The sequence below is a fragment of the Bradyrhizobium sp. CCBAU 53415 genome (genome assembly GCF_028128735.1).
GTDB lineage: Bacteria > Pseudomonadota > Alphaproteobacteria > Rhizobiales > Xanthobacteraceae > Bradyrhizobium.
The window spans coordinates 341,029-363,290 of record NZ_LBJF01000026.1; the positions used below are offsets into that span (position 1 = coordinate 341,029).

The window sequence follows — 22,262 nt, forward strand, 5'->3', positions numbered from 1 at the left end:
CGGCAGCGCCATAATAGGCGCGGCGATGCACACGGCGATTGACGCCCGCCACGCTCATTGGCGTCAGCGGTCGCCCAACCCTGGCTTCGGCACTATCCTGGGATACGGTGAGCAGGCTTGTCGATGATGGTTGGAGCGACAGCGGAGCTGCCACAAAGATCGATGCAGCCGCGATCAGCCCAAGCCGCTTGGCAATTCCAGTCATGCTCGTCCCTCCCAATTGGTGGTGATGAGAGCTAACGTGAGGTCAGCCGTCGCCAGACCGTTGATAAAGATCAACAGAGCTCCAATTTAAGCAGCGGGAAAAGGGAGCCGACGTTTGTTCGGCGGCGCGCCAGGGCAACAGCAGGGCCCTGGTCCGCGCGCCCGCATACCGCCTCGACGGAGGCGATGAACGGGCTCATGGCTACAGGCCGAATGCCTATTCTTTGAGCCCGTCCGGATCAACCAAGCCAAGTCGCTCCGCGATCGACACAAGTTCTGCGAGCGAATGGACCCGCATCTTCTCCATCACCTGGTGTCGATGTGCTTTTATCGTTCGCTCCGTCGTTCCGAGTTCGTGCGCAATTTGCTTGTTGATCTTGCCACGCACGACCAGATCGAAAACCTGCCGTTCGCGGGGTGTCAGGGACGATACGAGCGCGCGAAATGCGTCGAGCCTGCTGCGCTGGCTCTGCGACACATTCTGGCGCGACATGGCGCGCTCTATCGCATCGATCAATTGCTCTGACGAGACCGGTTTCGTCAGAAAATCCTCGGCCCCGGCCTTGATCGTACGCACGGTCGTCGCGGTATCCGCGTAGCCGGTAACAAAGATGATCGGCAACGTCGAACCGATCTCGATCAACCGGCTTTGTAGATCGGGACCGCTCAAGCCCGGTATCTTCACGTCGAGCAGCACGCAAGCGGGCTGCTCGACGCTCGGCAGACGCCCGAGCAATTCCTCCGCCGATGAATACGTTGCGACGTCGTAACCCGCCAGCCTCAGCCGGCGCTCTATCGCCGTCCGAAACGACGCATCGTCATCTACCACATGAACCAGGCCAGGCAATTCCACCTCTTAGCCGCGAGACCCTTGCCGGGCGTCGCTTGTGCTAGACGCCAGCGAAGTCAGTCAAATCAGAGGCAATCCCGTCAATCTGAACGACATTGTGCACAGCAAAACGGTTCAAATCGAAACTTCGCTTCAAGTCGTGCATATCACTTGTCGGTCTTCTCATTCCGCGCACGCGACTTCGCCCCTGTCCCAAGGTACAATGTCCCCAGAGACAATGGACGAGAATATACTCTTTAGTCGTAAATCAACCCCGGCGGGAATGGGATAGCGCGGCGCATTCCCGCAATGGAATTCCAGTCAATTCTGATCTGAGACCAATTCAACGATTCGTTGAGGAGTTGGCCATGTTTGTGCGCATCACAACCGATTCCACGCACCGTCCAAATTCACTTCGCGACCTTGGAATGACCAGCGGCTCGAATGCGACAGTTAGTTTGAGCGAATTTGCTTACAGGAAAGGAACCGAGATTTACGGCGAGAAGGAGCCCGCCGATTACGTGTATCAGGTCAAGACGGGCGCGGTGCGAAGCTACAAGCTCCTCTCTGACGGGCGGCGCCAAATCGGCGCATTTCACCTCGCCGGCGATATCTTCGGACTGGAGAACGGCAATACGCACCGCTTCACGGCGGAGGCGATCGTGGACACCACCGTCCGGCTGATCCGCCGGCAAACCCTGGAGTTGGTGGCCGACAGCGATCCCGTCGTTGCCAACAACCTGCTCAACATGACGACGAACAACCTCCAGCACGCCGAAGACCACATGCTGCTGCTGGGGCGCAAGACATCGCTGGAGCGCGTCGCCGCTTTCGTGCTCGAGATGGACCAGCGCCTGACCGGAGCCGGCGTGATAGCTCTGCCGATGTCGCGCCGCGACATTGCCGACTATCTCGGCCTGACGCTGGAGACGGTCTCGCGCGCTCTATCGCGGTTGCATGAGCTCGGCATCATCGGTTTTCTGGGGAATACGCAACGCCAGATCGTGCTGTCGGACCGTCAAAAGCTCGCCACTATCGATTTGCAGGGCTGAGACCGCCGGCGCCGATCGTGGCGAGGTGCTCTAGCGTCTTGCGAAGGACTTCGAACAGCACGGCGGTCGACCAGCCGAACAGAAGAATGCCGTTCATGGCGGTCATCGGCCCGGTCAAACGCCATGCTTGAACGGGCGTGATATCGCCGTAGCCCAGCGTGGTGTAATTGACAAAGGCAAAATAGAGCAGATCGGATTCCGCGGGCGCAGCGCCGAGGATCAAATAGGCGAGCGCCCATACCAGGACCTCCAGCGTGTGCGCGAGCATGAGCACCGCTGCCGTCGCGACCATGACGACCATCAGCTGCAGCCTCGGCCGGTGGGTGTGCCTCAAGCCGGCGGTCCGAGCGATGCCGATAGCACCGACCGTCACAATCGCGTGGATCATGATGTTGATCGCGCTGACGAGAGCGCCAGCCAGGAATTGGAGTGCCATCCGGATCGAACGAAGCTCAACTGCGCTTGGGCGACGTCGTGTCGAGGCGCTGCCGTTGTGCTCTCATGCGTTTGATCTCTTTTTGCAGCGCTTCGGTCTTCTCATCGCGCTGTTCCGACCCGGTTTTCTGCAGTTCGTCGCGGCGCAGCTTTTCGAGCGCCTTCTCGACGGAGAGCTTGGTCGTTCCGGCCATGATGGTTTCTCCTCACGCGGTTGTTGGCGATGGCGATGCTACTATCTCGCCAGTCCTCCGAACCAGGCACCGAAATAGCCGGCATAAAGGGCGGGCATCTCGAGATTCATCGAATGGCCGACGCCGGGCACGATCACCAGCCGGCAATCCGGCATCGCCGCCGCCATTGCTCGCAGATCCGCCGGCGGGATCCACCCATCCCGCTCTCCCCACAGCACCAGGTGCGGATGCCTGATCTCGGCCATCCGGCGCTCCAGCTCCTTGCCTTCCCACTCGCGGTTGAGGTTGATGGGCGTGCCGATCCAGATCCCTTCGGATACACCAAAGGTCTGATCGAGGATGCGCTCGAACAACGGCTGGATGTCTCCAAGCCCCTCTCGAAACCGCGGCACCGTGTCTGGCGCAAGGCTCTCGGGGACGAAGAGCGAAGACGCCGCCGTCGCCATCACCGCCCGCGTCACCTCCTTGCTCGCCATCATCGCGCGAAAGACACCGATCTGGTCGGCGTTGAAGGCCATGCCGAGCGGCGTGACGGGATCGAGCGCGAATACCCGCCCGAACCGCTCCGGGTGCATCAGCAGCATCCGCGCAGCGATGATACCGCCGGTGGAGTGGGTGGCGAGGTGGCAGAACGCGATGCCGAGCGCATCGAGCGCGGCCAGCAGGTCCTGCGCATGTTGCTTCATCGAGTAGTTGGAATAGTCGGCAACCGGCTTCGGCCGGTCGCTGTCGCCGCAACCGCGCCAGTCGATCCCAATCACGCGCAGCCCCGAGGGAAACAGCGGTGCGGCGAGTTCGATCCAGTCCTTGCTGGCCAGATTGCCGTGGATGAAGACGACGGTGACGTCGCCTGCTCCCCACTGCCGCCAACCCAACTGGACCTCGCCCGCTTGCACCTTTGTCATGACCTACCCTACTTGTTCAGGCCGGCTGTGGGGGCGGCGCCGGGCGGCGTCGGCGCCACCGGCAAAGCCGAGACCACCGCGCCCTTGATCATGCGGTCCGTGCCGAGCGGAGAAGAGGTATCCACCGTCCCCCTGGTCACGAAGTCCACCACGTCGGCCGGGAATTCCACCGGATTGTCAGTATGGATGAAATGCCCGGTCTCCGGATAGATCTTCAGAATCGGCCGGTTGCCGGCATTGGTCATCCGCGTCATGAACGGCGTGATCACGTCCCGCCCGAGATCCGTCAGCCCGTTGAAGGCGGGCGTCGGGATGAACGGCTCCTTGTCGCCGAATGAGAGGAAGATCGGCGCCTTGATCTGGGTGAGCCGCTCGTAAAGGTTCTTCGGATCATCCTGCTGAAGCTCGGCCCCGATGGTGTAGATGTCGTAGATGAAGACGTTGCACCACTGTTCGAGCTCTTTCGGATTGCCTTTGATCAAGCCGACGCGCTGCTCGGTGTGGAAGCGGGCATACTCGCTGTCGCTGAAGAAGTAGCCGCTCTTGGCGGCCGAGACCACGTTGATCTCGGGATCGCGCTTCTTGAAGTAGAAGAAGTCGCGGACATTCTGCTCCGAACGTTTGATCTCGGCCTCGAGGATCCCGGTCGGGCCCCAGGTCGCCTTCCACTTGTCGAAGTCGTGGTCGAAGGCCGAATCGAACAGTCTGGCCTTCTTGTCCTTGGCGATGGTGATGTCGCGCGGATATTCCTCAAGGCCCGAGGGCGCCTCGAGTGCGAGACCTTGCACCGCGTCCGGCCAGGTCAGAGCGTAACCCATCACGAATTGGCCACCAAGCGAATGACCCAGATAGAAGGCCTTCTTCACGCCCAGCTGGTTGACCACGAGGTCATGGATGACCTCGCGCATGTCCTGCATGGTGCGGGCCGGGCTCTTGTCGAGATTGCCGGGTCCCGACATGCCGTAGTGCGGCAGATCGGGCGCGATCACACGCACACCGCTGCGCAGGGCATATTGCATCACGTTGCCGTAGTGCCCGGCAAACGCGCCCTTGCCGTGGATGATGACAAGAACCTTCGGATCCTTGTCGGTGCCGGCATATTCGTCCATGTAGCCGATCTGCCAGGAGTTGCCGCTCTTGTCCTTCGCGTTGGCGTATTTGACCGGATAGGGGTAGGTCACGAACTCCTTCCAGAAGGACTTCCTCGGATCGATGTTTTCCGCCACGCCGGGCACGCGATAGTTCTTGTCTTCGAAGGTCTGCGCGCGATCCAGCGCTGCCACGTCATCCATGAAGGCGACGAACTTCGGATCGTTCTTGCGCTGGTTGATGATCGGGAACACACCGTAATGCGCGACCGGGCTCTCCTGGGCGATGAGGTGTGCGCCTGGAACACGGTCGACGGCCTTCTCGGCCAGCTTGAAGTTCAGCCAGAGGTCGTTGGTGATGTGCATCACCAGCGTGCGCGCGCGAATGCGGCCGAGATAGGGATTGACGTTGTGGGTCTCGCCAACCCGGTTGCGCCAGACGAGATCGACAGCGTCGTAGAGCTTCGCGCGATTGATGACGTTCAGCGCCGCCTTCTCGTTCGGCGGATCCCAGTAGAAGATTTCGGGCTGCACCGCACTCCAGTTCTGAGTCGTACGGAAGGCAAAATCGTAGCCGGTCATGCCGAGAATCGACCAGCCGAACGCGAGACCCGGAACGGGATGCTTCTCCTTGGGCAGCTTGTAATAGTCGCCCCTGGTCTGCTGCCACACCGGATCCGACTGGATCGCCGCCGTCATCATCTGGAAAGTCCAGTTGCCGACGGGATCGTCGCCGTCCGACTGCGTCGTGCCGCCGATCGGCATCAGCCCGCCCATGAATTCCGGATGCATGACGCCCCAGACATACGTCTGGGTGCCGCCCATGGAGACGCCGGTGATCAGCGCCGCATGCGTGATCTTCAGGCCATCACGAAGCATGCGGTAATTGGCCTGCACCATGTCGTAGTAGCTGTATTGCGGGAATTTGATCCCGAGCCCGTCCGACGGCTTGCTCGCACCCCAGGTGCCGAGCGGGTCGACCATGACGACATAATAACGATCGGTATCGATCGGCCGGCCCGGGCCGATGATCGGCACGCCGCCGGACAAGGCAGCACCCTTGACCCATTGCTCGTACATGTCGGTGGAATCGCCGGAGTAGTAGGAGTTGATGATCACGGCGTTGGTGATCTCCCCCGCCGCGTTGCGGCGCGGCGTTCCGACCGCGATGTAGGCGGTGCGCAGCTTGCCGGCCCCGAGTGATTCCAGCGTGACGCCGCCCTCACCGCCATTCTCCCATTTCGAGGGATCGGCGAGGTCGTATTTCCCGCCGAGACGGAAGTTCGCAATTTCGTAGGTCTTCTTCAGCTCGTCATGCTGCATCTGCGACGAGCGGCGCGTGAATGGCTGCGCGAGCGCAAGCGAGGTGCCGATCAGCAGCAGCAGCAAACTCACGAGAAGACGACGTATGGCCTGTCTCCCACTCATGGTAGATTCCTCCGGCAAATGTTCTGATCGAAGGCTAGGAGCGGCCACGCGGCATCCTTTGACTTAACTCAACGGATTGCCGAACTTCTGACCGAGGATGCTTCGGCACCAAATTACCCGCCGGATCGCCGCAATGCCTTTCCTCAGCCACGGCTCGTACCGGATTCGCTACGAGCTTGACGGCCCTGCCGGCGCGCCGGCCTACGTGCTTGTGAACGGTCTCACGCAATATGCCGAGCTCTGGATCGCCTATCGCGACGCGCTCGTCGCACGGCGATTCCGCGTCGCAACCTTCGATCTGCTCGGTCAAGGCGAGTCCGACAAGCCCGCCCTCTTCATCAGCCAGGACGATCAGGTTGCAGCCCTGCACCTCCTGATCCAGGAGCTCGGCAGCGGGCCCGTGTTCCTGAGCGGCATCAGCTTCGGCGGTCTGATCGCGCTGCGCTATGCCATTGCACATGGCGAGCGATTGGCCGGGCTGGTGCCGATGAGCTGCTTTGCCGAGCTGCCACCGCAACTTTTCCTGCTCGGCAACGCGCTGCGCGCCGGCCTGATCCTCGGCGGGACGAGCTATCTGCAGGATCTGCTGCTGCCGATGAATGTCTCCGATCAATGGCTCGCGCCGGTGCTGGACAAGCTCGACAGCGTGAAACGGCAGGGCTGGCTCGTCAACGACGTTTACGCCCTGCAGAATCTGATGGAATCCTTTCTCGACTTCCAACCGCTCACGTCGCAACTGCCGTCGATCGGCGTGCCGACGATGATCCTGAACGGTGAGTTCGACTTCCTCACCCCGCGCGCGCTGCACGAGACATTGCGCGTTCAGATTCCCGACAGCTCCCTCGTCATCGTCCCGCGGGCCTATCATGCCTTCACGCTGGAGAAGCCGGCGCTGACGGCCGATCTGCTCGCCCGCTTCGCCGACGACGTGCTGGCCGGGCGCTGGCAGGGCAACAAGGCCGTCTGGATCGCCCCGGAAGAGGCCGGTGGCGAGCTCATGCCGTTTCCCGCGGGTTACGATCATCTCCGTGCGATTCCAGTCCAGGGGACAACCGCATGAGCGCGTTCTTCGGCCCGATGGATGCGGAGGGCCGCGTGCCCGCCCGGCAGCAGACCCGCGTCGCGAGCTTCCTGGTCTCGGCTCACGGTGCGCTTGGGCGTCGCTTCGCTCTCGCCCTGCCTCCAAGGCTGGAATCAGCCTGGCAAGCCGAATTGAACGCGCAGTTCTACAACGAGTCCGAGATCGTCTCTCTGCTCCTGCGCGCAACGAGTTGGACGCCGGACCTCGCCCTAGCCTATCTCGCCGCGGCTTGGGAGACCGCTTGGTTTCCTGCACCGGCCGAGGGGATTCCAGATCCGACCCTGGCTCTTGCCGTGGATCTTGCGACCCTCGCTCACGCTGTCCACGCCGGCATCAGGCCGGCGGCGCTGCTTCCATTGGAGGCGAACGCGAACGATCCCTTCGCGATGGCGCTGCGTCGCGTCGAGTTCGAGAGTGGCCGACTGTTGCAGGCGCAAATCATGTTCCTGAAGGGCGAAAGCCTCATTCCGTTTCGCGATGCGGTGAGCACCACGCTCGAACGGCGCCACGCCGAGGTGCGCAAGCTATGGCGCGAGATGCTGGAGAGCATCGGTATTTCGCGCAGCGAGAATGACGCGAAGCCTTGACCCAAATCAAAGGATCGAGCCCGCCGCCCGCCAACATTCGATTGACGAACTGACCGGAGCTCCGACCATGAAGGCCGTATCCGTCGAGGAAGCCGTCGCGATGATTCCAACCGGCGCGAGCATCATGATTGGCGGCTTCATGGGGGTCGGGACACCGGAACGTTTGCTCGACGAGGTGGTTCGTCAGAAAAAGAGCAACCTCACCATCATCAGCAACGATGCGGCCACGCCCGGTAAAGGCGTCGGCAAGCTGTTCGACGCAGCGCTGGTGTCGCGCCTGACCGCCACCCACATCGGCCTCAATCCCAGGGCGCAGCAGCAGATGCTGACCAACCAGGTCGCGATCGATCTGATTCCGCAAGGCACCTTCGCCGAGCGTATTCGCGCCGGCGGCTGCGGACTCGGCGGCGTGCTCACGCCGACCGGCGTCGGCACGCTGGTCGCGGAAGGCAAGCGCCAGATCGAGGTCGACGGCAAGCCGTATCTGCTCGAAACCGCGCTGCGCGCGCAGTTCGCGCTGGTGCATGCCTTCCTCGCCGACTACCTCGGCAATCTCGCCTACGCGCTGACTTCCCGCAATTTCAACCCGGTGATGGCGATGGCGGCCGATACCGTGATCGTGACTGCGGAGCACATCGTGCCCGTTGGCGTCATTGCGCCCGATCACGTGATGACGCCTGCACCGCTCGTCGACTATCTCATCACCAATTCGAACGGGTGAATTCATGGACGCACAGGAGATCATCGCCCGGCGCGTCGCGCAGGAACTCAGGCCCGGCGACCTCGTCAATCTCGGCATCGGCATTCCGACGCTCGTCTCCAATTATGTCTCACCCGACTTGAAGGTGTTTTTCCAATCCGAGAACGGATTGATCGGCACCGGCCCGATCCCCGAGCAGGGCCTGGAGCATCCCCTCCTCACCGACGCCGGCGGCCGGCCGATCAGTGCGCTGCCGGGCGCAAGCACGTTCGACAGTGCGATGTCGTTCGGCTTGATCCGCGGGGGGCACGTCGATGTCACCGTGCTCGGCGGCCTGCAGGTGGATGCGCACGGGCTTCTCGCCAATTGGATGATCCCCGGCAAGATGGTCCCGGGGATGGGCGGCGCGATGGACCTCGTCAGCGGTGCAAAGCGCGTCATCGTCGCCATGCAGCACGCGGCCAAGGGCAAATCGAAGATTGTAGAGAGGTGCAACCTGCCCCTTACCTCTTCGCGGCCGGTGAGCCTGGTCGTCACCGATCTCGCCGTGATCGGCTTTCCCGATGGGAAGGCGACGCTGCTCGAGACCGCTCCAGGCATCGGCGTCGGAGAGGTCCTGGCGGTCACGGACGCCGAACTCGTCGTTGGCGGTACCGTCCCCGAAATGAAGATTTGAGCGGGCGAGGCAACATGCGGATATTCAGCGACTTCAAGGAGATCAAGGCGGCGGTCGGCACCGAAATCGGTGTCAGCGACTGGATCGAGATCAGCCAGGAGCGCATCAATCAGTTTGCGGAAGCCACCTGCGACGAGCAGTGGATTCACGTCGATCAGGAGCGCGCCAAGGCGGAAATGCCCGGCGGCAAGACCATCGCGCACGGATTGTTGTCGCTGGCGCTCGCGCCACTGTTCATTCGATCCGTGATCGGACTGAAAGGCCTGCGCAATACGTTGAACTATGGCGCGGACCGGATCCGCTACCTGGCGCCAGTGCCAGCGGGATCCAAGCTACGAGGGCGCGTTACCATCGCGGAAGCGGAGGACGTGCCACCCGACGGCCTGCGCGTGAACTATCATCTCGTGATCGAAATCGAAGGCGGCAAAAGGCCGGCCTGTGTCGCCGAGCTGATCGCACTGCACTACCGGTAGGTGCTGGCAGGCGCACCAACCAGTCAATACGGCTGGCGGTAGTCGTGGTAGCTTCCGAAGGGGCGCCTTTGCGCCTGAGCGAAGTACGGATTTATCTCACACATGGCCGCCCGGGCCAATGCTGACGCCCGACATTGCGGGATCGACGCGTAGCTGCAATCAATCCACTCACCGCCGCCCAGAGACCCCTCATAGACTTTCATGCAGACCGGATACCGTGGGTCATAGGTCTGGGCCTGTCCTGATACAGAACCGATGACCAGCAACAACGTGCTCAGCACGGCGATGCGCATGTTACCTCCAGTATCCGACCGGGTCTGCCTCAATCGATGATATGATAGCCGCCATCGATGTAGAGCACACCGCCGGTCATCAGCTTGGCCCCGTCGAGCGCCAGGAATGCGGTGGCGTTGCCGACATCGTCGATGCTCACCAGGCTGCGCGCCGGCGCCTTCGATTGGGCCTTGTCCATCAGCTCGTCGAATTCGGGAATGCCCGAGGCCGCACGGGTGGCCAGCGGTCCCGGCGAGATCGCATGCACGCGGATGCCCTTCGGCCCCAACTCGGCTGCTGCGTAACGGACGGCCGATTCGAGTGCAGCCTTCGCCACACCCATGATGTTGTAGTTCTCGACCACCATCTGGCTGCCGTAGTAGGTCATGGTGAACATCGTGCCACCGCTCTTCATCAGCGGCTCGGCCAGATGGGCCATCCGCAGGAAGGACCAGCAGGAGACCTCCATGGTCTTGAGGAAGCCTTCGCGGCCAACGTCGACGACGCGACCGTGCAGCGCTTCCTTGGGCGAGAAGGCGATCGAGTGCAGCAGAAAATCGAGCTGCCCCCACTCCTTCGCGATCCTTTCAAAAACCTGCTCGGTCTGGCCTTCGACCATGACGTCGAGCGGCATGAAGATCGGAGCCTCCAGCGCCTGCGCGAGCGGCTCGACATGTTTCCTGGCGCGGTCGTTCAGATAGGTGACCGCCAGCTCGGCACCCAACGCGCGGAAGGCCCTTGCGCAGCCCCAGGCGATGGATTGGTCATTGGCGATGCCGACCACGAGTCCCTTCTTGCCCTTCAGGGCAACCTTGGTCTCCGGGTATACGGGAATCATGACACCCTCTCTTGTTTGGGGTTGCTCGATGGTGTGTTCATCAGCAGCGACAGCGTATGCTGCGCGATCATCAGCTCTTCGTCGGTCGGCACCACATAGAGCGGAATGAGACTCTCAGGGCGCGAGATCAGCCGCGAATGGCGCGAATTTTCCGTCTGATCGAGCGTCACGCCCAGCCAGCCGAGTTGCCCAGCCACGCGCGCGCGAACGGTTGCGGAATTCTCGCCGATGCCGGCCGTGAAGACGAAGGCGTCGAGGCCCTGCAGGGCGGCCGCGAGCATGCCCGCGCTGAGGCCGATCCGGTACACGAAATAGTCGATAGCGAGCTTCGCCTTGGGATCCTCGCTCTTCTCCAGCTCTCGCATGTCGTTGCTGATGCCGGAAAGGCCCTTCAGGCCGCAATCGCGATAGAGGAAGTCCTGCACCTTCGTGGCCGACATTCCCTTCTCGGACATGAGGTAGAGCACGACGCCGGGATCTAGCTGGCCCGGACGAGTTCCCATCGGCAGACCGTCGAGCGCGGTGAAGCCCATGGTGCTCTCGACGCTTCGTCCGTCCATCAGTGCGCACATCGAGGCGCCGCTGCCGAGATGAGCAACGATCACCCGGCGTTTCGCGACGTCAGGCGCGGCACTCGGCAGGGTCCTCGCAATGTATTCATAGGACAGGCCGTGAAAGCCGTAGCGTCGCACGCCCTCCGCGTGAAGCTGATGCGGGATCGCATAGTGGTCGGCAAGCGCGCCGTGGGTGCGGTGAAATGCGGTATCGAAGCAGGCGACCTGGGGCAGGCTCGGAAACTTCGTCAGGATCGAACGGATCGGCGACAGGTTGTGTGGCTGATGCAACGGCGCGAGATTGATGAAGCGCTCCAGCCGCGCTACCACGCCGTGGTCGATCAAGACAGGCTTGTCGTAATCGGGACCGCCATGCACCACGCGATGGCCGACCGCAATCGGGTGGATGCGTAGCTCCTCTCGCAGCCACTCGCCGGCCACGCCCATTGCCGTTGAAACGTCCGGCACCGCTTCGATCGGATAGGCTCGGTCGGCCAAGGGGTCGCCGCCCCCGCCGCTCGCCTTCAGCCGCGGACGACTGCCTATGCCGTCCATCTGGCCCTTGATCTGCCGCCGCAACCGGCCCTCGCTCTCGACCGAGAAGATCTGGAATTTGACGCTGGAGGAGCCGGCGTTGACGACGAGGATCGTATCCATGGCGATCACGCGGCGACTGTTGGGGCGTGCTGGCGACGCGCATTGGCGTAGAGCGAGGCCACGGCACAGGAGGCCATGCGCGCACGCGGCGTATCGGCACGCGATGTCAAGACGACCGGCACGCGGGCACCGAGCACGACGCCGGCACCATCAGCCTTCGCGAAATAAGCGAGATTCTTCGCCAGCATATTACCGGCCTCGAGGTCCGGAACGACCAGGATCTGCGCTCGGCCGGCGACGTCGGACTTGATGCCCTTGATCCGCGCGGCCTCGATATCGATCGCATTGTCAAAGGCGAGCGGTCCGTCGAGCACACCGCCGGTGATCTGGCCGCGATCGGCCATTTTGCACAACGCAGCGGCCTCGATCGTCGATGGAATCTTGGAAGTGACGGTCTCGACCGCGGACAGGATAGCGACCCGCGGCGCCTTGCCGAAACCTGCCTGTGTGTAGAGATCGATGGCGTTCTGGATGATGTCGCGCTTGGCGTCGAGGTCGGGAAAGATGTTGATGGCGGCGTCCGTCACGAACAAGGTCTCGGCATAAGCCGGCACGTCCATGACGAACACATGGCTGATCCGGCGGTCGGTACGCAGACCTCCCGCTTTCGCCGTGACGGCACGCATCAACTCGTCGGTGTGCAGGCTGCCCTTCATCAGCATCTCGCCTTTCGCGGCGTGGATCAGCTCGACCGCCTTGGCAGCGGCTTCCTCGCTATGCGCGGCATCGACGATTTCGAACCCCGAGATGTCGAGGCCGAATTTCCTTGCGGTGTCCCTGACCTTGGCTTCGGGTCCGACCAGGGTGGGCCGGATGATGCCGGCTTGTGCGCTGTCGACGGCCCCGCGCAGGGCAGTCTCGTCGCAGGGATGCACCACGACGGTCGGGACCGGAGGGACGGTCTTGGCCTTCGCGATCAACCGGTCATATTTGCCGGGAGATTGCGATTGCGCTTTATCGGCTGACATGATGTTGCTCCCGATGCTTTCAACGGCCGCTACGATGCTTTCGCCCTGGGATCGAAAGGGGCAACATTGGTCGCTTCTCCCGCATCGATGCCAAGGATAGTGGCGATCCGCTGGAGGCGGATCGCGGGCTCGCCGCTGATCTCGCCGCTGGCGGAGAGCACGTCACGCATCGACGCGAACAGGGCCCGGCGCTGATTGATGTCCTCGGGCAACAGTTTCGGGATCGCCGCGAGCGCTCCTTCCAGATCGAGCAGCAGCATGAAAAACTGCTCGCGGACCAGCATCTTGAATTCGGAGAGCGCCAGACGCGGACCGCCGTAATCCTGGCGCACTCGGCGCAGCGCCTCGATGCTGCGTTCGTCGACCATACCGCGCGCAGAGCCGATATAGAGCAGACTGCGAATAGCCGCCTCGCGGGCGCCGCCCTCGCCGATCCTAGACCTCAGTTCGGCGATCCGGTTCTCGAGCATCGCGCGGTGCTCGGCCGACATCTCGCGCCGGCGCGAGGGCTCCGACTTCGGATCGACCCCGAGCGCTGCCTGAACGGCAGGCGATCCATACACATTGAGAAAGATCGTTTCGCTCAGCGCCTCCGTCGCGTCCCGCCAGCTATCCAGCGCGTGGACGATCTGCTTGGACATCTGTTCCTGGAACGCCAGGAATGGATTGTCCTTCGACGCCGGCTTGCGATTGTCCTCGATCGCCTCCGCGGCGGACTTGACCGTCGCCATCAGCGGATTCTGGCTGCTGAATGCCTCATACTGCAGCCGCAGCGGATGCAGGTTGCGCATCGTTTCCGCCAACTGCCCGCTCACGACGTTCTTGACCCAGGGCTGGACGAACTTCCGGTAGGCGGCCAGATTGATCTCCGAAACGCGCTTGGCGGCGGCGAAGCGCCGCTCGTCCTCCGGTGAATTGCCACCCATGGCTCGGATGTCGTCGAGCGTCCGCGCCTCGCAGCGCATGACCCATTTGCCGACAACGAGATCCGAACTCGTCGTCTGCTCGTCCTTGGCCTCGAAAGTTGCCTCATAGAGCCCCGGCGGCAGCACATCGATCAAATCGATGTTCTCGGAGAATTCCGCGTGCTCCTTCTTGGCGACGCCGCCGGAGACGAAGATGCCGAGATGGCCGACGCTCTGGTGAACCGTATAGACGATGGTCTGCCCGTAGGCCCTGATCTCGTCGACGTCCGCGTAGCAGTCGAGAATCCAGTCCAGCGCCTGCTGCGGCGGGGTGACGTTGTCGCCCTCGGAACAGAACACCAGTATGGGCGATCGAATGTTCCGGAGATCGACCTTCTGGCCATCCGACATCTCGATGTTGCCAGCGGCGAGATTGTTGCCGATGAAGAGCTCATCGACGATGAACTGGATTTCCTCCGCATTCAGATTGACGTGCCCGCCCCACCAGCGTTCGAATTCGAGGTAGCGGCTCGCCTCGGTGTCGATCTTCGAATAGACGTTGTACTGCTTGGTCCACAGCGTGTTCGACGGATTCTGGTTCTCGAAATTCTGCACCAGCCAGGCGCCGTCGAACTTGCCCGCGCCAAGATCGCTGGCGAGCGCCGTCAGCCAGCTTCCGCCCAGCAGTCCGCCCGAGTAACGCATCGGATACTTGCCATGCACACCGGCCCAATAGGCGAGCGGCGCGCCGGCGATGATGATCGGCCCGAACAGTTCCGGCCGCAGGGACGCCAGGATCATCACGGCCCAGCCGGCCTGGCAATTGCCGATCACGCAGGGTTTGCCGTCGGCTTTTGGATGCAGGCTGACGACCCTCTCGATGAACAACGCCTCGGCCCGCGCGATGCGCTCTATGGTCTGTCCCGGCATCGGTTCCGGCAGAAAGCCGATGAAATAGCAGGGATGGCCCGCCTTCATCGCCACCCCGATCTCGCTGTCAGCTTTGAAACCGCCAATGCCCGGGCCGTGTCCGGCGCGCGGATCGACCACGATAAACGGCCGCTGTTCGAGATCGATCTCGACTCCCTTGGGAGGAATGATGCGGACCAGGGCATAGTTGACCGGTTCGTCGAGCTTACGGCCGTCGACGATCAACTCGGCGGCGTATTGCAGGACATGCGGCGCCGTCTGCGCGACATGTTCACGGTATTGGTCGCCGCGCCGGCGCATGATGTCCAGGAACAGCACACTGCGCTGGCCTGCATCGATCATATATTCGACCGCCGAAGCAACGAGCCCGGACATCGGACCGCCTGGCAGATCTAGAGTTTCCATCGACATGTTCCGACCTCTCTCGTCCGCACATTCATAGAAAGAGCCGGTTCGAACGGGGGACGTTGACTTAGGTCAACGGTCGACGATTGCTTCCGACGCTGGCCCGGTGCGTATCCAGGCCACCGTCAGCTCCCACGCGACGGACAGAATGATCGGCCCAATGAAGAGACCCACGATTCCGTGCGCCAGCGTGCCACCGATCACACCGATTAGAATCACCAACGTCGGCGTGGTGAGCCCTCGTCCCATCACGAGCGGCTTCAAGACGTTATCGAGAATGCCGACAAGCCCGAGAAACAGGGTCAGCAAAACTGCCGTGGTAATGTCCTTGTCGGTCCAGATCCAGACGATTACGGGCAGCATGACGATCGCGGCGCCGATCTGCACGATGGACAGCAGCAGCACAATGAATGCCAGAAGGCCAGCGATCGGGACGTCTGCCAGCTTGAAACCGATGCCGGCCAGCAAGGCCTGGATGACCGCGATACCGATTACACCTTGCGATACCGCGCGGATGGTCGCGCCCGCGAGATCGAGGAAGTGCTCGCTTTGCTCCGGCACGATGCGCGACAGGAAGCCCCTGCTTGCGGCCACGAGCAGGTGGCCATACGGCAGCATCAATCCTGCTACTGCGACCGACAGCAGAAACTTGATCGCGCCAACGCCGGCATCGCCCGCAAGTGCGAGAAGCGGTCCGGCGAACGGCTTCAGATAGGGGGTCACTTGGCGAAGAACCGAGCGGATGTTCGATGATGCCTGGTCCCAGAATTCGTAGAGCTGCGATCCAACCAGCGGCCAGCCCTTGATCGCCTCTGGCGGAGACGGGATTCTGAACTCACCGGCAGACAGCTGTCCGGCAAGATCCTTGATCCCCTCTACCGCGCCGACGCCGAGCCAGGCGGCCGGCCCGATGAGGACCGCAAGATTGACTGCAGTGAGAAGTCCGGCCGCAAGTTTTGGCCGGCCCCCCAGGGTCTTCGCCAGCCTGATGAAAACGGGGTTGAAGGCGACCGCAAGCACGATGGCCCAGGCGAGGATCGTCCAAAACGGGCGTATCAGAACAAGCGTCCACACGATCAGCAGAGCCAGCAATCCAAGGCGGATGACGAGCCGGATCAACTCCTCTCCAGTGAGAAGCTGGCGTAGTGTCTTCACGGGCACACCTCTCGCTCATCTCCTTTGAGCCAGATGTTGATGCTCACGAACAGCACCCAGAAGGGAAAGACGACGAGGCTCCAGTCGATGTAGTAGCTTCCGATGAGGAGAATTGCGGCAACCGCATATCCACCAAAGGCGAGCCAGCGCGGCGTAAGCCCCGTGTAGAGGGCGATGGTCGACGTCGTCATCATGAACACGGAGGCGGTCTTGACGAGGTAGATGTTGACCATTCCGTACGCGAGGCCGCGGCCAAAATGAAATGTCGCGGAATTGATCAGCACGTTCGGCGCAGCGTGGAAGGCAAGAATGACGGCACCGATGACGGCGGCGGCGGCAAACAACATGGCGAGCAACAGCACAGCGCTGCCGAAGAAGATCGTTGCGAAGAACTGGTCCTCGCGCGTGCCGAGCCGGTCGCGCAGAAAGCCGACGAACCACAGGAATGCCACGCCGGCAAAGGGCACGAGGTTCAATGCCAAGGCGACGTTGCTGGCCCCCCCGTGAAGCCATGCACCTGGTTCGAGCGGATCGGCCGGCACGGACCGGCGCATCAACCAGAATACCGCGAGAAGCAGGATCGAAAACAGGATCCCCGCCGCCGCCGCCACGCGCGGGGCTCGCAGTTTCGCGCGCGTCAATCCGATTGCTTGCGTGATCACGAGACCGCCCGCCCCTTCTCGTCTGAGCCTGCCGGACTTGCCGCTCCCGCCCCGTGATGGTGCGGCAGGCCCAGCCCCTGCCGGTCCTCGATACGGGCCGCCGCACGGTCCTGAGGATCGAAGCTCGACCGCTCGATCCCGGAATCGAGATGATTGAGGTAGGCGCGAACGAGTTTCGCACGCTCCCCGTGAACGCACTCGGCGAGTTCAACGAGAGCAGCGCGCAGGCGGCGCATCACCTGGATGGAGGTCGATCCGAACTGCCGGATTTCGTCGAAGGCGAGCGAGAGGTAATCCTCCCAGGTCGGCATCCGATAAATTACCCTCAGAATGCCGCCCTCGTCGAAGGCGCGACGGGCCTCCAGGTCACACTTCGCCAGCCGGCGCAACAGATCCTCAATCTGGTCGATGGCCTGCACCGCAGTCGTGGGGTCGTTAATGGCCGGAGACAATGCCTTGATTGCGACATCGACGAGAAGCCGCACTGCATATTTCGGGTCTTGCTCGAAAGTCCGCTGCTCGTCGAGATGAACGCATGCACTGAGCTCCTTCTCGGGAACGAGAGTGGTCGTACCTTGAGCGTGTAAGATCACACTATCTTCGAGCAGCGTGTCCCCGACACCGCACTCGATCACGATGAGACCGTTCAACCGGCGGGCGTGGTCGACCAGCTTGGCGATGTCTATCGATGTCACCGACTGCGGCTTCCCGACATGTTTGACGGTCAGCTCCGCCGAATAGCCGTGCTCTTGCGCTCGCGCTGCTTTGCCCGACGTCGGCCAGGGGGTGGACTGATAGGTGCTGACGATGACCTGCCGTCCCGTATCGCCGAGCGCCTGCAGCACCCGCATGATCTGAAGATTGTTGAGACGCTGGACGAGCTGCGCAAGCATCAACACGCTGGACACCAGCATGGCCGCCACGATCGCTGCCGACAGAAACGGCACGCCCTGAGCAACCTCACGATCGACCCAGGCCAGCGTGGAGAGACTGTACATGAAGGTCGCGACAAACATGCCGAGCGAGTGAAACAGCAGCCGATCGCGTGCAAACCACACGACGAGGCGGGGCGAATAAACCACGGCATTGAACTGCACGAGCACGAAGGCGATCGAGAACACGATGCCGGTCAGCGCCATCATGCCGGAAGCAACTGCCGAGAGGTAGGCCTGGGCGGAGGACGTCGACAGATTGAGACTGACGGCCAGGAACGTCGATTCAAGGCGCGGCACCAGAAAACCGGCAGCGACGCTCGCAATCGCGTAAAGCGTGGGTATCAGCCAGAGCTGCATGCCACTTCCTTTCACAATGCCCGGATTCCGATCAGTCCACTCGGCCGGCGACAGCATCTTCGCGATCGCGAGCGGTTTGTTGATCTTGATCAATGGTGCGTACAGCACCCGTGGATCAATGATAGATCACTGGGTGGACGCGCCACACCCATCGTGACGGTGCGCTGTGCGCGCAACGAAGATTCCGAATCATGAATTCCACCGCCGATCCTTCGCCCTCCTTCGAGAGCGCCACTAGCCAGTGGATTCACCTTGTCGGCGTCGGGATCGAGATCTTCGGCGTGTTCATCATCGTCGCGGGAATCATCTGGTCCGCCCGATACATTTTTGAACGAAACGTCGCGTCCCGCTACGACAGCTACAAGATCAGCATCGGTCGATCGCTGTTGCTTGGCCTTGAGGTGCTCGTGGCGGCGGACATCGTGAAAACGATCGCCATCGAACTCACCTTCGTGAGCCTCGGCCTTCTCGCCGGACTGGTTTTGGTCCGCACCTTCCTGAGCTGGACACTGACGCTCGAAATCGAGGGCCGCTGGCCGTGGCAACCGGGGCGCGCGTCCATGGACCGAGCGCAAGGTCGAGAAGAGCACTCCTCCAGCTAGGCGGTGCCTGCTTTGGACGATCGCTGATTTGGGGGACGCGACTTGCCTCGACTAGCGAACGCCAAGCAACGAACGTCGAAAACCCGCTCGCTTTTGGCTTCCTTCCGGCAAACGCAACTACCGTTGAGCCCCGACGCCGTACTGCTTCTGCCCCGCCCGGCTTTGCTTCGGTATCGCTTCCCGAGAACCAGGAAACCGAGCGCGGCATTTCGGCGGCCATCCCACTCTGGGGGCAGCCCACGCCAAAACGGGCCTGAGGTGGAAACCTCGTGGAAACCACCCCTTCAGGCCTCGGGCGCAGGGTGCCTAAGTCATTGAAGAGGATGGTGGGCACGACAGGGATCGAACCTGTGACCCCTACCATGTCAAGGTAGTGCTCTCCCGCTGAGCTACGTGCCCTAGAGGTCATTTCATCGGTGGGGTCCCTATAACGGCTCAGGGGACCCGGCGCAAGGACGGAAGGGGGCCGATTCAGGCCGCCAGCATCTTGTTCACTTCGCTGACCAACTCGCGCAGGTGCACGGGCTTGGACAACACCTTGGCGTTCTTGGGGGCGTCCGAATCCGAGTTCAGGGCGACCGCGGCAAAGCCGGTGATGAACATGATCTTGATGTCGGGATCGAGTTCCGAGGCTCGGCGGGCGAGCTCGATGCCGTCCATCTCCGGCATCACGATGTCGGTGAGCAGCATCTCGAACGGCTCTTCCCGCAGGCGCTGATAGGCGGCCATGCCGTTGTCATGGGACGAGACCTGGAAACCGGCGTTTTCCAGCGCCTTGACCAGGAAACGGCGCATGTCGTTGTCGTCTTCGGCGAGCAGGATCTTTGGCATGGCAGGAAACGTCGAATCCCCAGAGGATATCAGCAGACGTCACTAAGCCCGACAGAGGGTAAATTTGGGGTGAAAATCTTTACCTTGCGCCGGCCGCGCTGCCAGCTCCTTGTGGACTGGAATGAGCTCCGAATCAATCGAGCCGGGCTGACTGGTCCTCGCCGCGATGCCCGCACGGTTAAGACGTGTTCCAGCGTCCATCACATCTTTTCGCTTGGCAGAATGGTTGCGATTCCGGACAATGACGACACATAAGAGCCGTTCGACCGGCCGAATCATTGGATCCGGAGCTTGTCCGGATCGTGCGGCACGAAGGGACGAAGCCTGAGAAGATGACCCGGTTTGACGGCGACATGTCGCCAGCCTTCGAGATCTTCGAGCCCGCTGAATGGCGCGCGCCTGTCATCTTCAATTCGCCCCATTCCGGCTCGATCTATCCGGACGAATTCCTGGCCGCTTCACGGATCGACCTGCCGACGCTGCGGCGGTCGGAAGATTCGTTCATGGACGAACTGATCGGCCATTTGAGCGATCGTGGCTTTCCGACGGTGCGGGTCAATTTCCCCCGCTCCTATGTCGACGTCAATCGCGAGCCGTATGAGCTCGACCCCCGCATGTTCAGCGGACGGCTGCCGAGCTTTGCCAATACCCGCTCGATGCGGGTCGCCGGCGGCCTCGGCACCATTCCACGCGTGGTCGGTGACGGCCAGGAGATCTACCGCGACCGTATCCTGGTCGACGACGCGCTAGGGCGGATCGAGACGCTGTACAAGCCCTATCACCGCGCGCTGCGCCGGCTGATCAACAAGGTGCACCAGATGTTCGGCACCGTGGTGCTGGTCGACTGCCACTCGATGCCCTCGGTCGGCGTCAGCAGGGACGAGCCGCGCCGGCCCGACGTCGTGATCGGCGACCGCTACGGCACGAGTTGCACGCCGTTGCTTCCCGACAGGGTCGAGGAGACCATGACAGGCCTCGGCTATTCGATCGGCCGCAACAAGCCCTATGCTGGCGGCTTCATCACCGAACATTACGGCAATCCCGCAAGCGGGCTGCACGCGGTGCAGCTCGAGCTCAATCGCGCGATCTACATGGACGAGCGGCGACGCGAGCGAAGTGCACGCTTTGCGCAAGTGGCCTCGGACTTCGGCATTCTCGCCGACGTGCTGGCAACCACGATTCCGTTCGCCGATCTCGGCCCATTCCAGGCCGCGGCGGAATAGGCGCCGGCTTTTCTCGCACGATCACGTCCTCGGCGATTGGCGCGAACGCATCTTGTGTTCGCCTCACTGCGCACCTCGAAGCGGAAAAAAGAGGCGCAAAGAAAAAAGGGCCGCTTCTGATGAAGAAGCGGCCCAAGTCTAGGGAGGAAACGCCCAAGGAGGGCAGCGGTAACGCCAAGCGCTACCGCACCGCAACAATATGCGACCGCGCCGCACAAAGTGCAAGAGCTTTTGAGCCGTTTCCCATGCAATTCACACATGGCTCGTTTGCTTCCAGAGAAACCCAGATTCAGTTCCTTTGATAAGGAAATTCAATGGGTTGATAGTCATTTGCATACGAACAAGGCAACTTCGGAACTAAGTTTTCAACTCTGTGATCGATATTTGGCCATCAGATGACTGGGACGAGGCAAAGCGCTCGGCATCCAAAATACCAGGGTGCAAATCAAGACAGCGCTGCACGCGGGAGACGAATTGAGCTAGGCAGGAGGCGAGCTTCATCCAAACTTTCGCTTCGAGGATTCCCGTGACGGTGATCGACTTTTCCGCCTTCATTGGACGGCTCGCCACCGCCTCCGGCGAAACCATCCTGCCATTCTTCCGCACCTCGCTGTCGATCGACGACAAGAGCAAGACCAAGGATTTCGACCCCGTGACGGAGGCCGACCGCGCAGCGGAGGCGGTGATGCGGCGGCTGATCAAGGCCAATTTCCCCCAGCACGGCATCGTCGGCGAGGAATTCGGCAACGAACGGGACGATGCCGACTATGTCTGGGTGCTCGACCCCATCGACGGCACCAAATCCTTCATCGGCGGCTTTCCGATCTGGGGCACGCTGATCGCACTGCTGCACAAGGGCGCACCAGTCTACGGCATGATGCACCAGCCCTTCATCGGCGAGCGTTTTGCCGGCGACAACGGCTCGGCCAACTATAAAGGGCCCTCCGGCGAGCGCCGACTCCAGGTCCGCCGCTGCGCTTCGCTTTCGGAAGCCACGACTTACACCACCAGCCCCCTGCTGATGAACGAGAGCGACCGCGCCATCTTCGGCCGCATCGAGCAAGGCGCGCGGCTGTCGCGCTACGGCGGCGACTGTTACTCTTATTGCATGCTGGCGGCCGGCCACGTCGACCTCGTGGTCGAGACCGAACTGAAACCCTACGACATCGCGGCGCTGATCCCGATCGTGACCGGCGCCGGCGGCGTCGTCACCACGTGGGAAGGCAAGCCGGCTCAGGGCGGCGGCCGCATCATCGCGGCCGGCGACGCGCGGGTTCACGAAGAGGCCTTGAGGCTTTTGAACCAATAGCAGGCG

General features: G+C 62.1%; 24 protein-coding genes and 1 tRNA gene. 9 read left to right on the forward strand and 16 right to left on the reverse strand.

Annotated features, from left to right (window positions below):
- Window positions 1–421: 421 nt before the first annotated feature.
- Window positions 422–1,051 carry a response regulator transcription factor gene (locus XH87_RS25665; RefSeq protein ID WP_158670814.1) on the reverse strand — a complete coding sequence of 210 codons (630 nt, stop codon included), beginning with the start codon at window positions 1,049–1,051 and terminating at the stop codon, window positions 422–424.
- 350 nt (window positions 1,052–1,401) lie between these two features.
- On the opposite strand from XH87_RS25665, the gene XH87_RS25670 reads away from it, so the two are divergent.
- A complete protein-coding gene (locus XH87_RS25670; protein WP_271589391.1) occupies window positions 1,402–2,085 on the forward strand; it encodes a helix-turn-helix domain-containing protein in 684 nt (227 codons plus the stop codon).
- On the opposite strand, the gene XH87_RS25675 is transcribed toward XH87_RS25670, so the two are convergent.
- The 4 genes from XH87_RS25675 to XH87_RS25690 are packed head-to-tail and all read right to left on the reverse strand — an operon-like array spanning window position 2,066 to window position 6,135.
- A complete protein-coding gene (locus XH87_RS25675; RefSeq protein WP_271589392.1) occupies window positions 2,066–2,521 on the reverse strand; it encodes a potassium channel family protein in 456 nt (151 codons plus the stop codon). The two genes, XH87_RS25670 and XH87_RS25675, sit on opposite strands and share 20 nt — an antisense overlap.
- Before the next feature lie 16 nt (window positions 2,522–2,537).
- Complete coding sequence (locus tag XH87_RS25680; RefSeq protein ID WP_271589393.1) at window positions 2,538–2,714, reverse strand: hypothetical protein; 177 nt, start codon at window positions 2,712–2,714, stop codon at window positions 2,538–2,540.
- A 41-nt stretch (window positions 2,715–2,755) separates the two neighbouring features.
- Window positions 2,756–3,619: an alpha/beta fold hydrolase gene (locus tag XH87_RS25685; protein WP_158670816.1), complete on the reverse strand. Its 864-nt coding sequence runs from the start codon at window positions 3,617–3,619 to the stop codon at window positions 2,756–2,758.
- Window positions 3,620–3,627: 8 nt separating this feature from the next.
- A complete protein-coding gene (locus XH87_RS25690) occupies window positions 3,628–6,135 on the reverse strand; it encodes an alpha/beta hydrolase (RefSeq protein WP_271589394.1) in 2,508 nt (835 codons plus the stop codon).
- Between the two features lie 133 nt (window positions 6,136–6,268).
- Here XH87_RS25690 and XH87_RS25695 point away from each other — a divergent pair, with 133 nt between their 5' ends.
- The 5 genes from XH87_RS25695 to XH87_RS25715 all read left to right on the forward strand — a co-directional run bounded on the left by XH87_RS25695 (window position 6,269) and on the right by XH87_RS25715 (window position 9,652).
- Complete coding sequence (locus XH87_RS25695) at window positions 6,269–7,195, forward strand: alpha/beta fold hydrolase (protein WP_271589395.1); 927 nt, start codon at window positions 6,269–6,271, stop codon at window positions 7,193–7,195.
- Window positions 7,192–7,803 (forward strand): hypothetical protein, encoded by a 612-nt coding sequence (locus tag XH87_RS25700; RefSeq protein ID WP_271589396.1) that lies wholly within the window; start codon window positions 7,192–7,194, stop codon window positions 7,801–7,803. The genes XH87_RS25695 and XH87_RS25700 overlap by 4 nt, the downstream gene beginning before the upstream one ends.
- A gap of 67 nt (window positions 7,804–7,870) precedes the next feature.
- On the forward strand, window positions 7,871–8,524 hold the full coding sequence (locus XH87_RS25705; protein WP_271589397.1) for a CoA transferase subunit A: 654 nt from the start codon (window positions 7,871–7,873) through the stop codon (window positions 8,522–8,524).
- Window positions 8,525–8,528: 4 nt separating this feature from the next.
- Window positions 8,529–9,179 (forward strand): 3-oxoacid CoA-transferase subunit B, encoded by a 651-nt coding sequence (locus XH87_RS25710; RefSeq protein WP_271589398.1) that lies wholly within the window; start codon window positions 8,529–8,531, stop codon window positions 9,177–9,179.
- 14 nt (window positions 9,180–9,193) lie between these two features.
- Window positions 9,194–9,652, forward strand: a complete 459-nt coding sequence (locus XH87_RS25715; protein WP_158670821.1) for a MaoC family dehydratase — start codon at window positions 9,194–9,196, stop codon at window positions 9,650–9,652.
- Window positions 9,653–9,675: 23 nt separating this feature from the next.
- Here the strand turns inward: XH87_RS25715 and XH87_RS25720 are convergent, their stop codons facing one another.
- From XH87_RS25720 to XH87_RS25755, 8 genes are all read right to left on the reverse strand, one after another.
- On the reverse strand, window positions 9,676–9,945 hold the full coding sequence (locus tag XH87_RS25720) for a DUF3551 domain-containing protein (RefSeq protein ID WP_271589399.1): 270 nt from the start codon (window positions 9,943–9,945) through the stop codon (window positions 9,676–9,678).
- A gap of 29 nt (window positions 9,946–9,974) precedes the next feature.
- Complete coding sequence (gene fabI / locus XH87_RS25725; protein WP_158670823.1) at window positions 9,975–10,763, reverse strand: enoyl-ACP reductase FabI; 789 nt, start codon at window positions 10,761–10,763, stop codon at window positions 9,975–9,977.
- Window positions 10,760–11,974 (reverse strand): acetate/propionate family kinase, encoded by a 1,215-nt coding sequence (locus XH87_RS25730; RefSeq protein WP_271589400.1) that lies wholly within the window; start codon window positions 11,972–11,974, stop codon window positions 10,760–10,762. Before XH87_RS25730 ends, fabI begins: the two co-directional genes overlap by 4 nt.
- A 5-nt stretch (window positions 11,975–11,979) precedes the next feature.
- Window positions 11,980–12,942, reverse strand: coding sequence for a phosphate acetyltransferase (locus XH87_RS25735; RefSeq protein WP_271589401.1), 963 nt, complete (start codon window positions 12,940–12,942; stop codon window positions 11,980–11,982).
- 29 nt (window positions 12,943–12,971) lie between these two features.
- On the reverse strand, window positions 12,972–15,188 hold the full coding sequence (locus tag XH87_RS25740; RefSeq protein WP_271589402.1) for a DUF3141 domain-containing protein: 2,217 nt from the start codon (window positions 15,186–15,188) through the stop codon (window positions 12,972–12,974).
- Window positions 15,189–15,254: 66 nt separating this feature from the next.
- A complete protein-coding gene (locus XH87_RS25745; RefSeq protein WP_271589403.1) occupies window positions 15,255–16,337 on the reverse strand; it encodes an AI-2E family transporter in 1,083 nt (360 codons plus the stop codon).
- Window positions 16,334–16,948 carry a hypothetical protein gene (locus XH87_RS25750; RefSeq protein ID WP_244429602.1) on the reverse strand — a complete coding sequence of 205 codons (615 nt, stop codon included), beginning with the start codon at window positions 16,946–16,948 and terminating at the stop codon, window positions 16,334–16,336. Before XH87_RS25750 ends, XH87_RS25745 begins: the two co-directional genes overlap by 4 nt.
- 47 nt (window positions 16,949–16,995) lie before the next feature.
- Window positions 16,996–18,384 (reverse strand): DUF2254 domain-containing protein, encoded by a 1,389-nt coding sequence (locus XH87_RS25755; protein WP_271589404.1) that lies wholly within the window; start codon window positions 18,382–18,384, stop codon window positions 16,996–16,998.
- Between the two features lie 98 nt (window positions 18,385–18,482).
- Here XH87_RS25755 and XH87_RS25760 point away from each other — a divergent pair, with 98 nt between their 5' ends.
- A complete protein-coding gene (locus tag XH87_RS25760) occupies window positions 18,483–18,893 on the forward strand; it encodes a DUF1622 domain-containing protein (RefSeq protein WP_158670826.1) in 411 nt (136 codons plus the stop codon).
- Window positions 18,894–19,217: 324 nt separating this feature from the next.
- Here XH87_RS25760 and XH87_RS25765 read toward each other — a convergent pair.
- A tRNA-Val gene (locus XH87_RS25765) sits at window positions 19,218–19,292 on the reverse strand.
- Window positions 19,293–19,364: 72 nt separating this feature from the next.
- A complete protein-coding gene (cpdR, locus tag XH87_RS25770) occupies window positions 19,365–19,724 on the reverse strand; it encodes a cell cycle two-component system response regulator CpdR (RefSeq protein ID WP_007597092.1) in 360 nt (119 codons plus the stop codon).
- 332 nt (window positions 19,725–20,056) lie between these two features.
- Between cpdR and XH87_RS25775 the strand changes: the two genes are divergently transcribed.
- Window positions 20,057–20,947 (forward strand): N-formylglutamate amidohydrolase, encoded by an 891-nt coding sequence (locus XH87_RS25775; RefSeq protein WP_271589405.1) that lies wholly within the window; start codon window positions 20,057–20,059, stop codon window positions 20,945–20,947.
- 357 nt (window positions 20,948–21,304) lie between these two features.
- Here XH87_RS25775 and XH87_RS25780 read toward each other — a convergent pair whose 3' ends face one another.
- Entirely contained in the window at window positions 21,305–21,502 is a 198-nt protein-coding gene (locus tag XH87_RS25780) for a hypothetical protein (protein ID WP_271589766.1), read from the reverse strand.
- Between XH87_RS25780 and hisN the strand changes: the two genes are divergently transcribed.
- Window positions 21,474–22,256: a histidinol-phosphatase gene (hisN, locus tag XH87_RS25785; RefSeq protein WP_035706938.1), complete on the forward strand. Its 783-nt coding sequence runs from the start codon at window positions 21,474–21,476 to the stop codon at window positions 22,254–22,256. The genes XH87_RS25780 and hisN overlap by 29 nt on opposite strands.
- Window positions 22,257–22,262 lie beyond the last annotated feature (6 nt).

What these genes read in the sequence shown, in the direction of transcription:
- XH87_RS25720 (WP_271589399.1), bottom strand. Translation starts at nt 9,945, where the DNA reads ATGCGCATCGCCGTGCTGAGCACGTTGTTGCTGGTCATCGGTTCTGTA.
- XH87_RS25685 (WP_158670816.1), bottom strand. Translation starts at nt 3,619, where the DNA reads ATGACAAAGGTGCAAGCGGGCGAGGTCCAGTTGGGTTGGCGGCAGTGG.
- fabI (WP_158670823.1), bottom strand. Translation starts at nt 10,763, where the DNA reads ATGATTCCCGTATACCCGGAGACCAAGGTTGCCCTGAAGGGCAAGAAG.
- XH87_RS25740 (WP_271589402.1), bottom strand. Translation starts at nt 15,188, where the DNA reads ATGTCGATGGAAACTCTAGATCTGCCAGGCGGTCCGATGTCCGGGCTC.
- XH87_RS25710 (WP_271589398.1), top strand. Translation starts at nt 8,529, where the DNA reads ATGGACGCACAGGAGATCATCGCCCGGCGCGTCGCGCAGGAACTCAGG.
- XH87_RS25670 (WP_271589391.1), top strand. Translation starts at nt 1,402, where the DNA reads ATGTTTGTGCGCATCACAACCGATTCCACGCACCGTCCAAATTCACTT.
- XH87_RS25705 (WP_271589397.1), top strand. Translation starts at nt 7,871, where the DNA reads ATGAAGGCCGTATCCGTCGAGGAAGCCGTCGCGATGATTCCAACCGGC.
- XH87_RS25730 (WP_271589400.1), bottom strand. Translation starts at nt 11,974, where the DNA reads ATGGATACGATCCTCGTCGTCAACGCCGGCTCCTCCAGCGTCAAATTC.
- cpdR (WP_007597092.1), bottom strand. Translation starts at nt 19,724, where the DNA reads ATGCCAAAGATCCTGCTCGCCGAAGACGACAACGACATGCGCCGTTTC.
- XH87_RS25760 (WP_158670826.1), top strand. Translation starts at nt 18,483, where the DNA reads ATGAATTCCACCGCCGATCCTTCGCCCTCCTTCGAGAGCGCCACTAGC.
- XH87_RS25700 (WP_271589396.1), top strand. Translation starts at nt 7,192, where the DNA reads ATGAGCGCGTTCTTCGGCCCGATGGATGCGGAGGGCCGCGTGCCCGCC.
- XH87_RS25695 (WP_271589395.1), top strand. Translation starts at nt 6,269, where the DNA reads ATGCCTTTCCTCAGCCACGGCTCGTACCGGATTCGCTACGAGCTTGAC.
- XH87_RS25675 (WP_271589392.1), bottom strand. Translation starts at nt 2,521, where the DNA reads ATGGCACTCCAATTCCTGGCTGGCGCTCTCGTCAGCGCGATCAACATC.
- XH87_RS25775 (WP_271589405.1), top strand. Translation starts at nt 20,057, where the DNA reads ATGACCCGGTTTGACGGCGACATGTCGCCAGCCTTCGAGATCTTCGAG.
- XH87_RS25780 (WP_271589766.1), bottom strand. Translation starts at nt 21,502, where the DNA reads ATGAAGGCGGAAAAGTCGATCACCGTCACGGGAATCCTCGAAGCGAAA.
- XH87_RS25690 (WP_271589394.1), bottom strand. Translation starts at nt 6,135, where the DNA reads ATGAGTGGGAGACAGGCCATACGTCGTCTTCTCGTGAGTTTGCTGCTG.
- XH87_RS25715 (WP_158670821.1), top strand. Translation starts at nt 9,194, where the DNA reads ATGCGGATATTCAGCGACTTCAAGGAGATCAAGGCGGCGGTCGGCACC.
- XH87_RS25735 (WP_271589401.1), bottom strand. Translation starts at nt 12,942, where the DNA reads ATGTCAGCCGATAAAGCGCAATCGCAATCTCCCGGCAAATATGACCGG.
- XH87_RS25680 (WP_271589393.1), bottom strand. Translation starts at nt 2,714, where the DNA reads ATGGCCGGAACGACCAAGCTCTCCGTCGAGAAGGCGCTCGAAAAGCTG.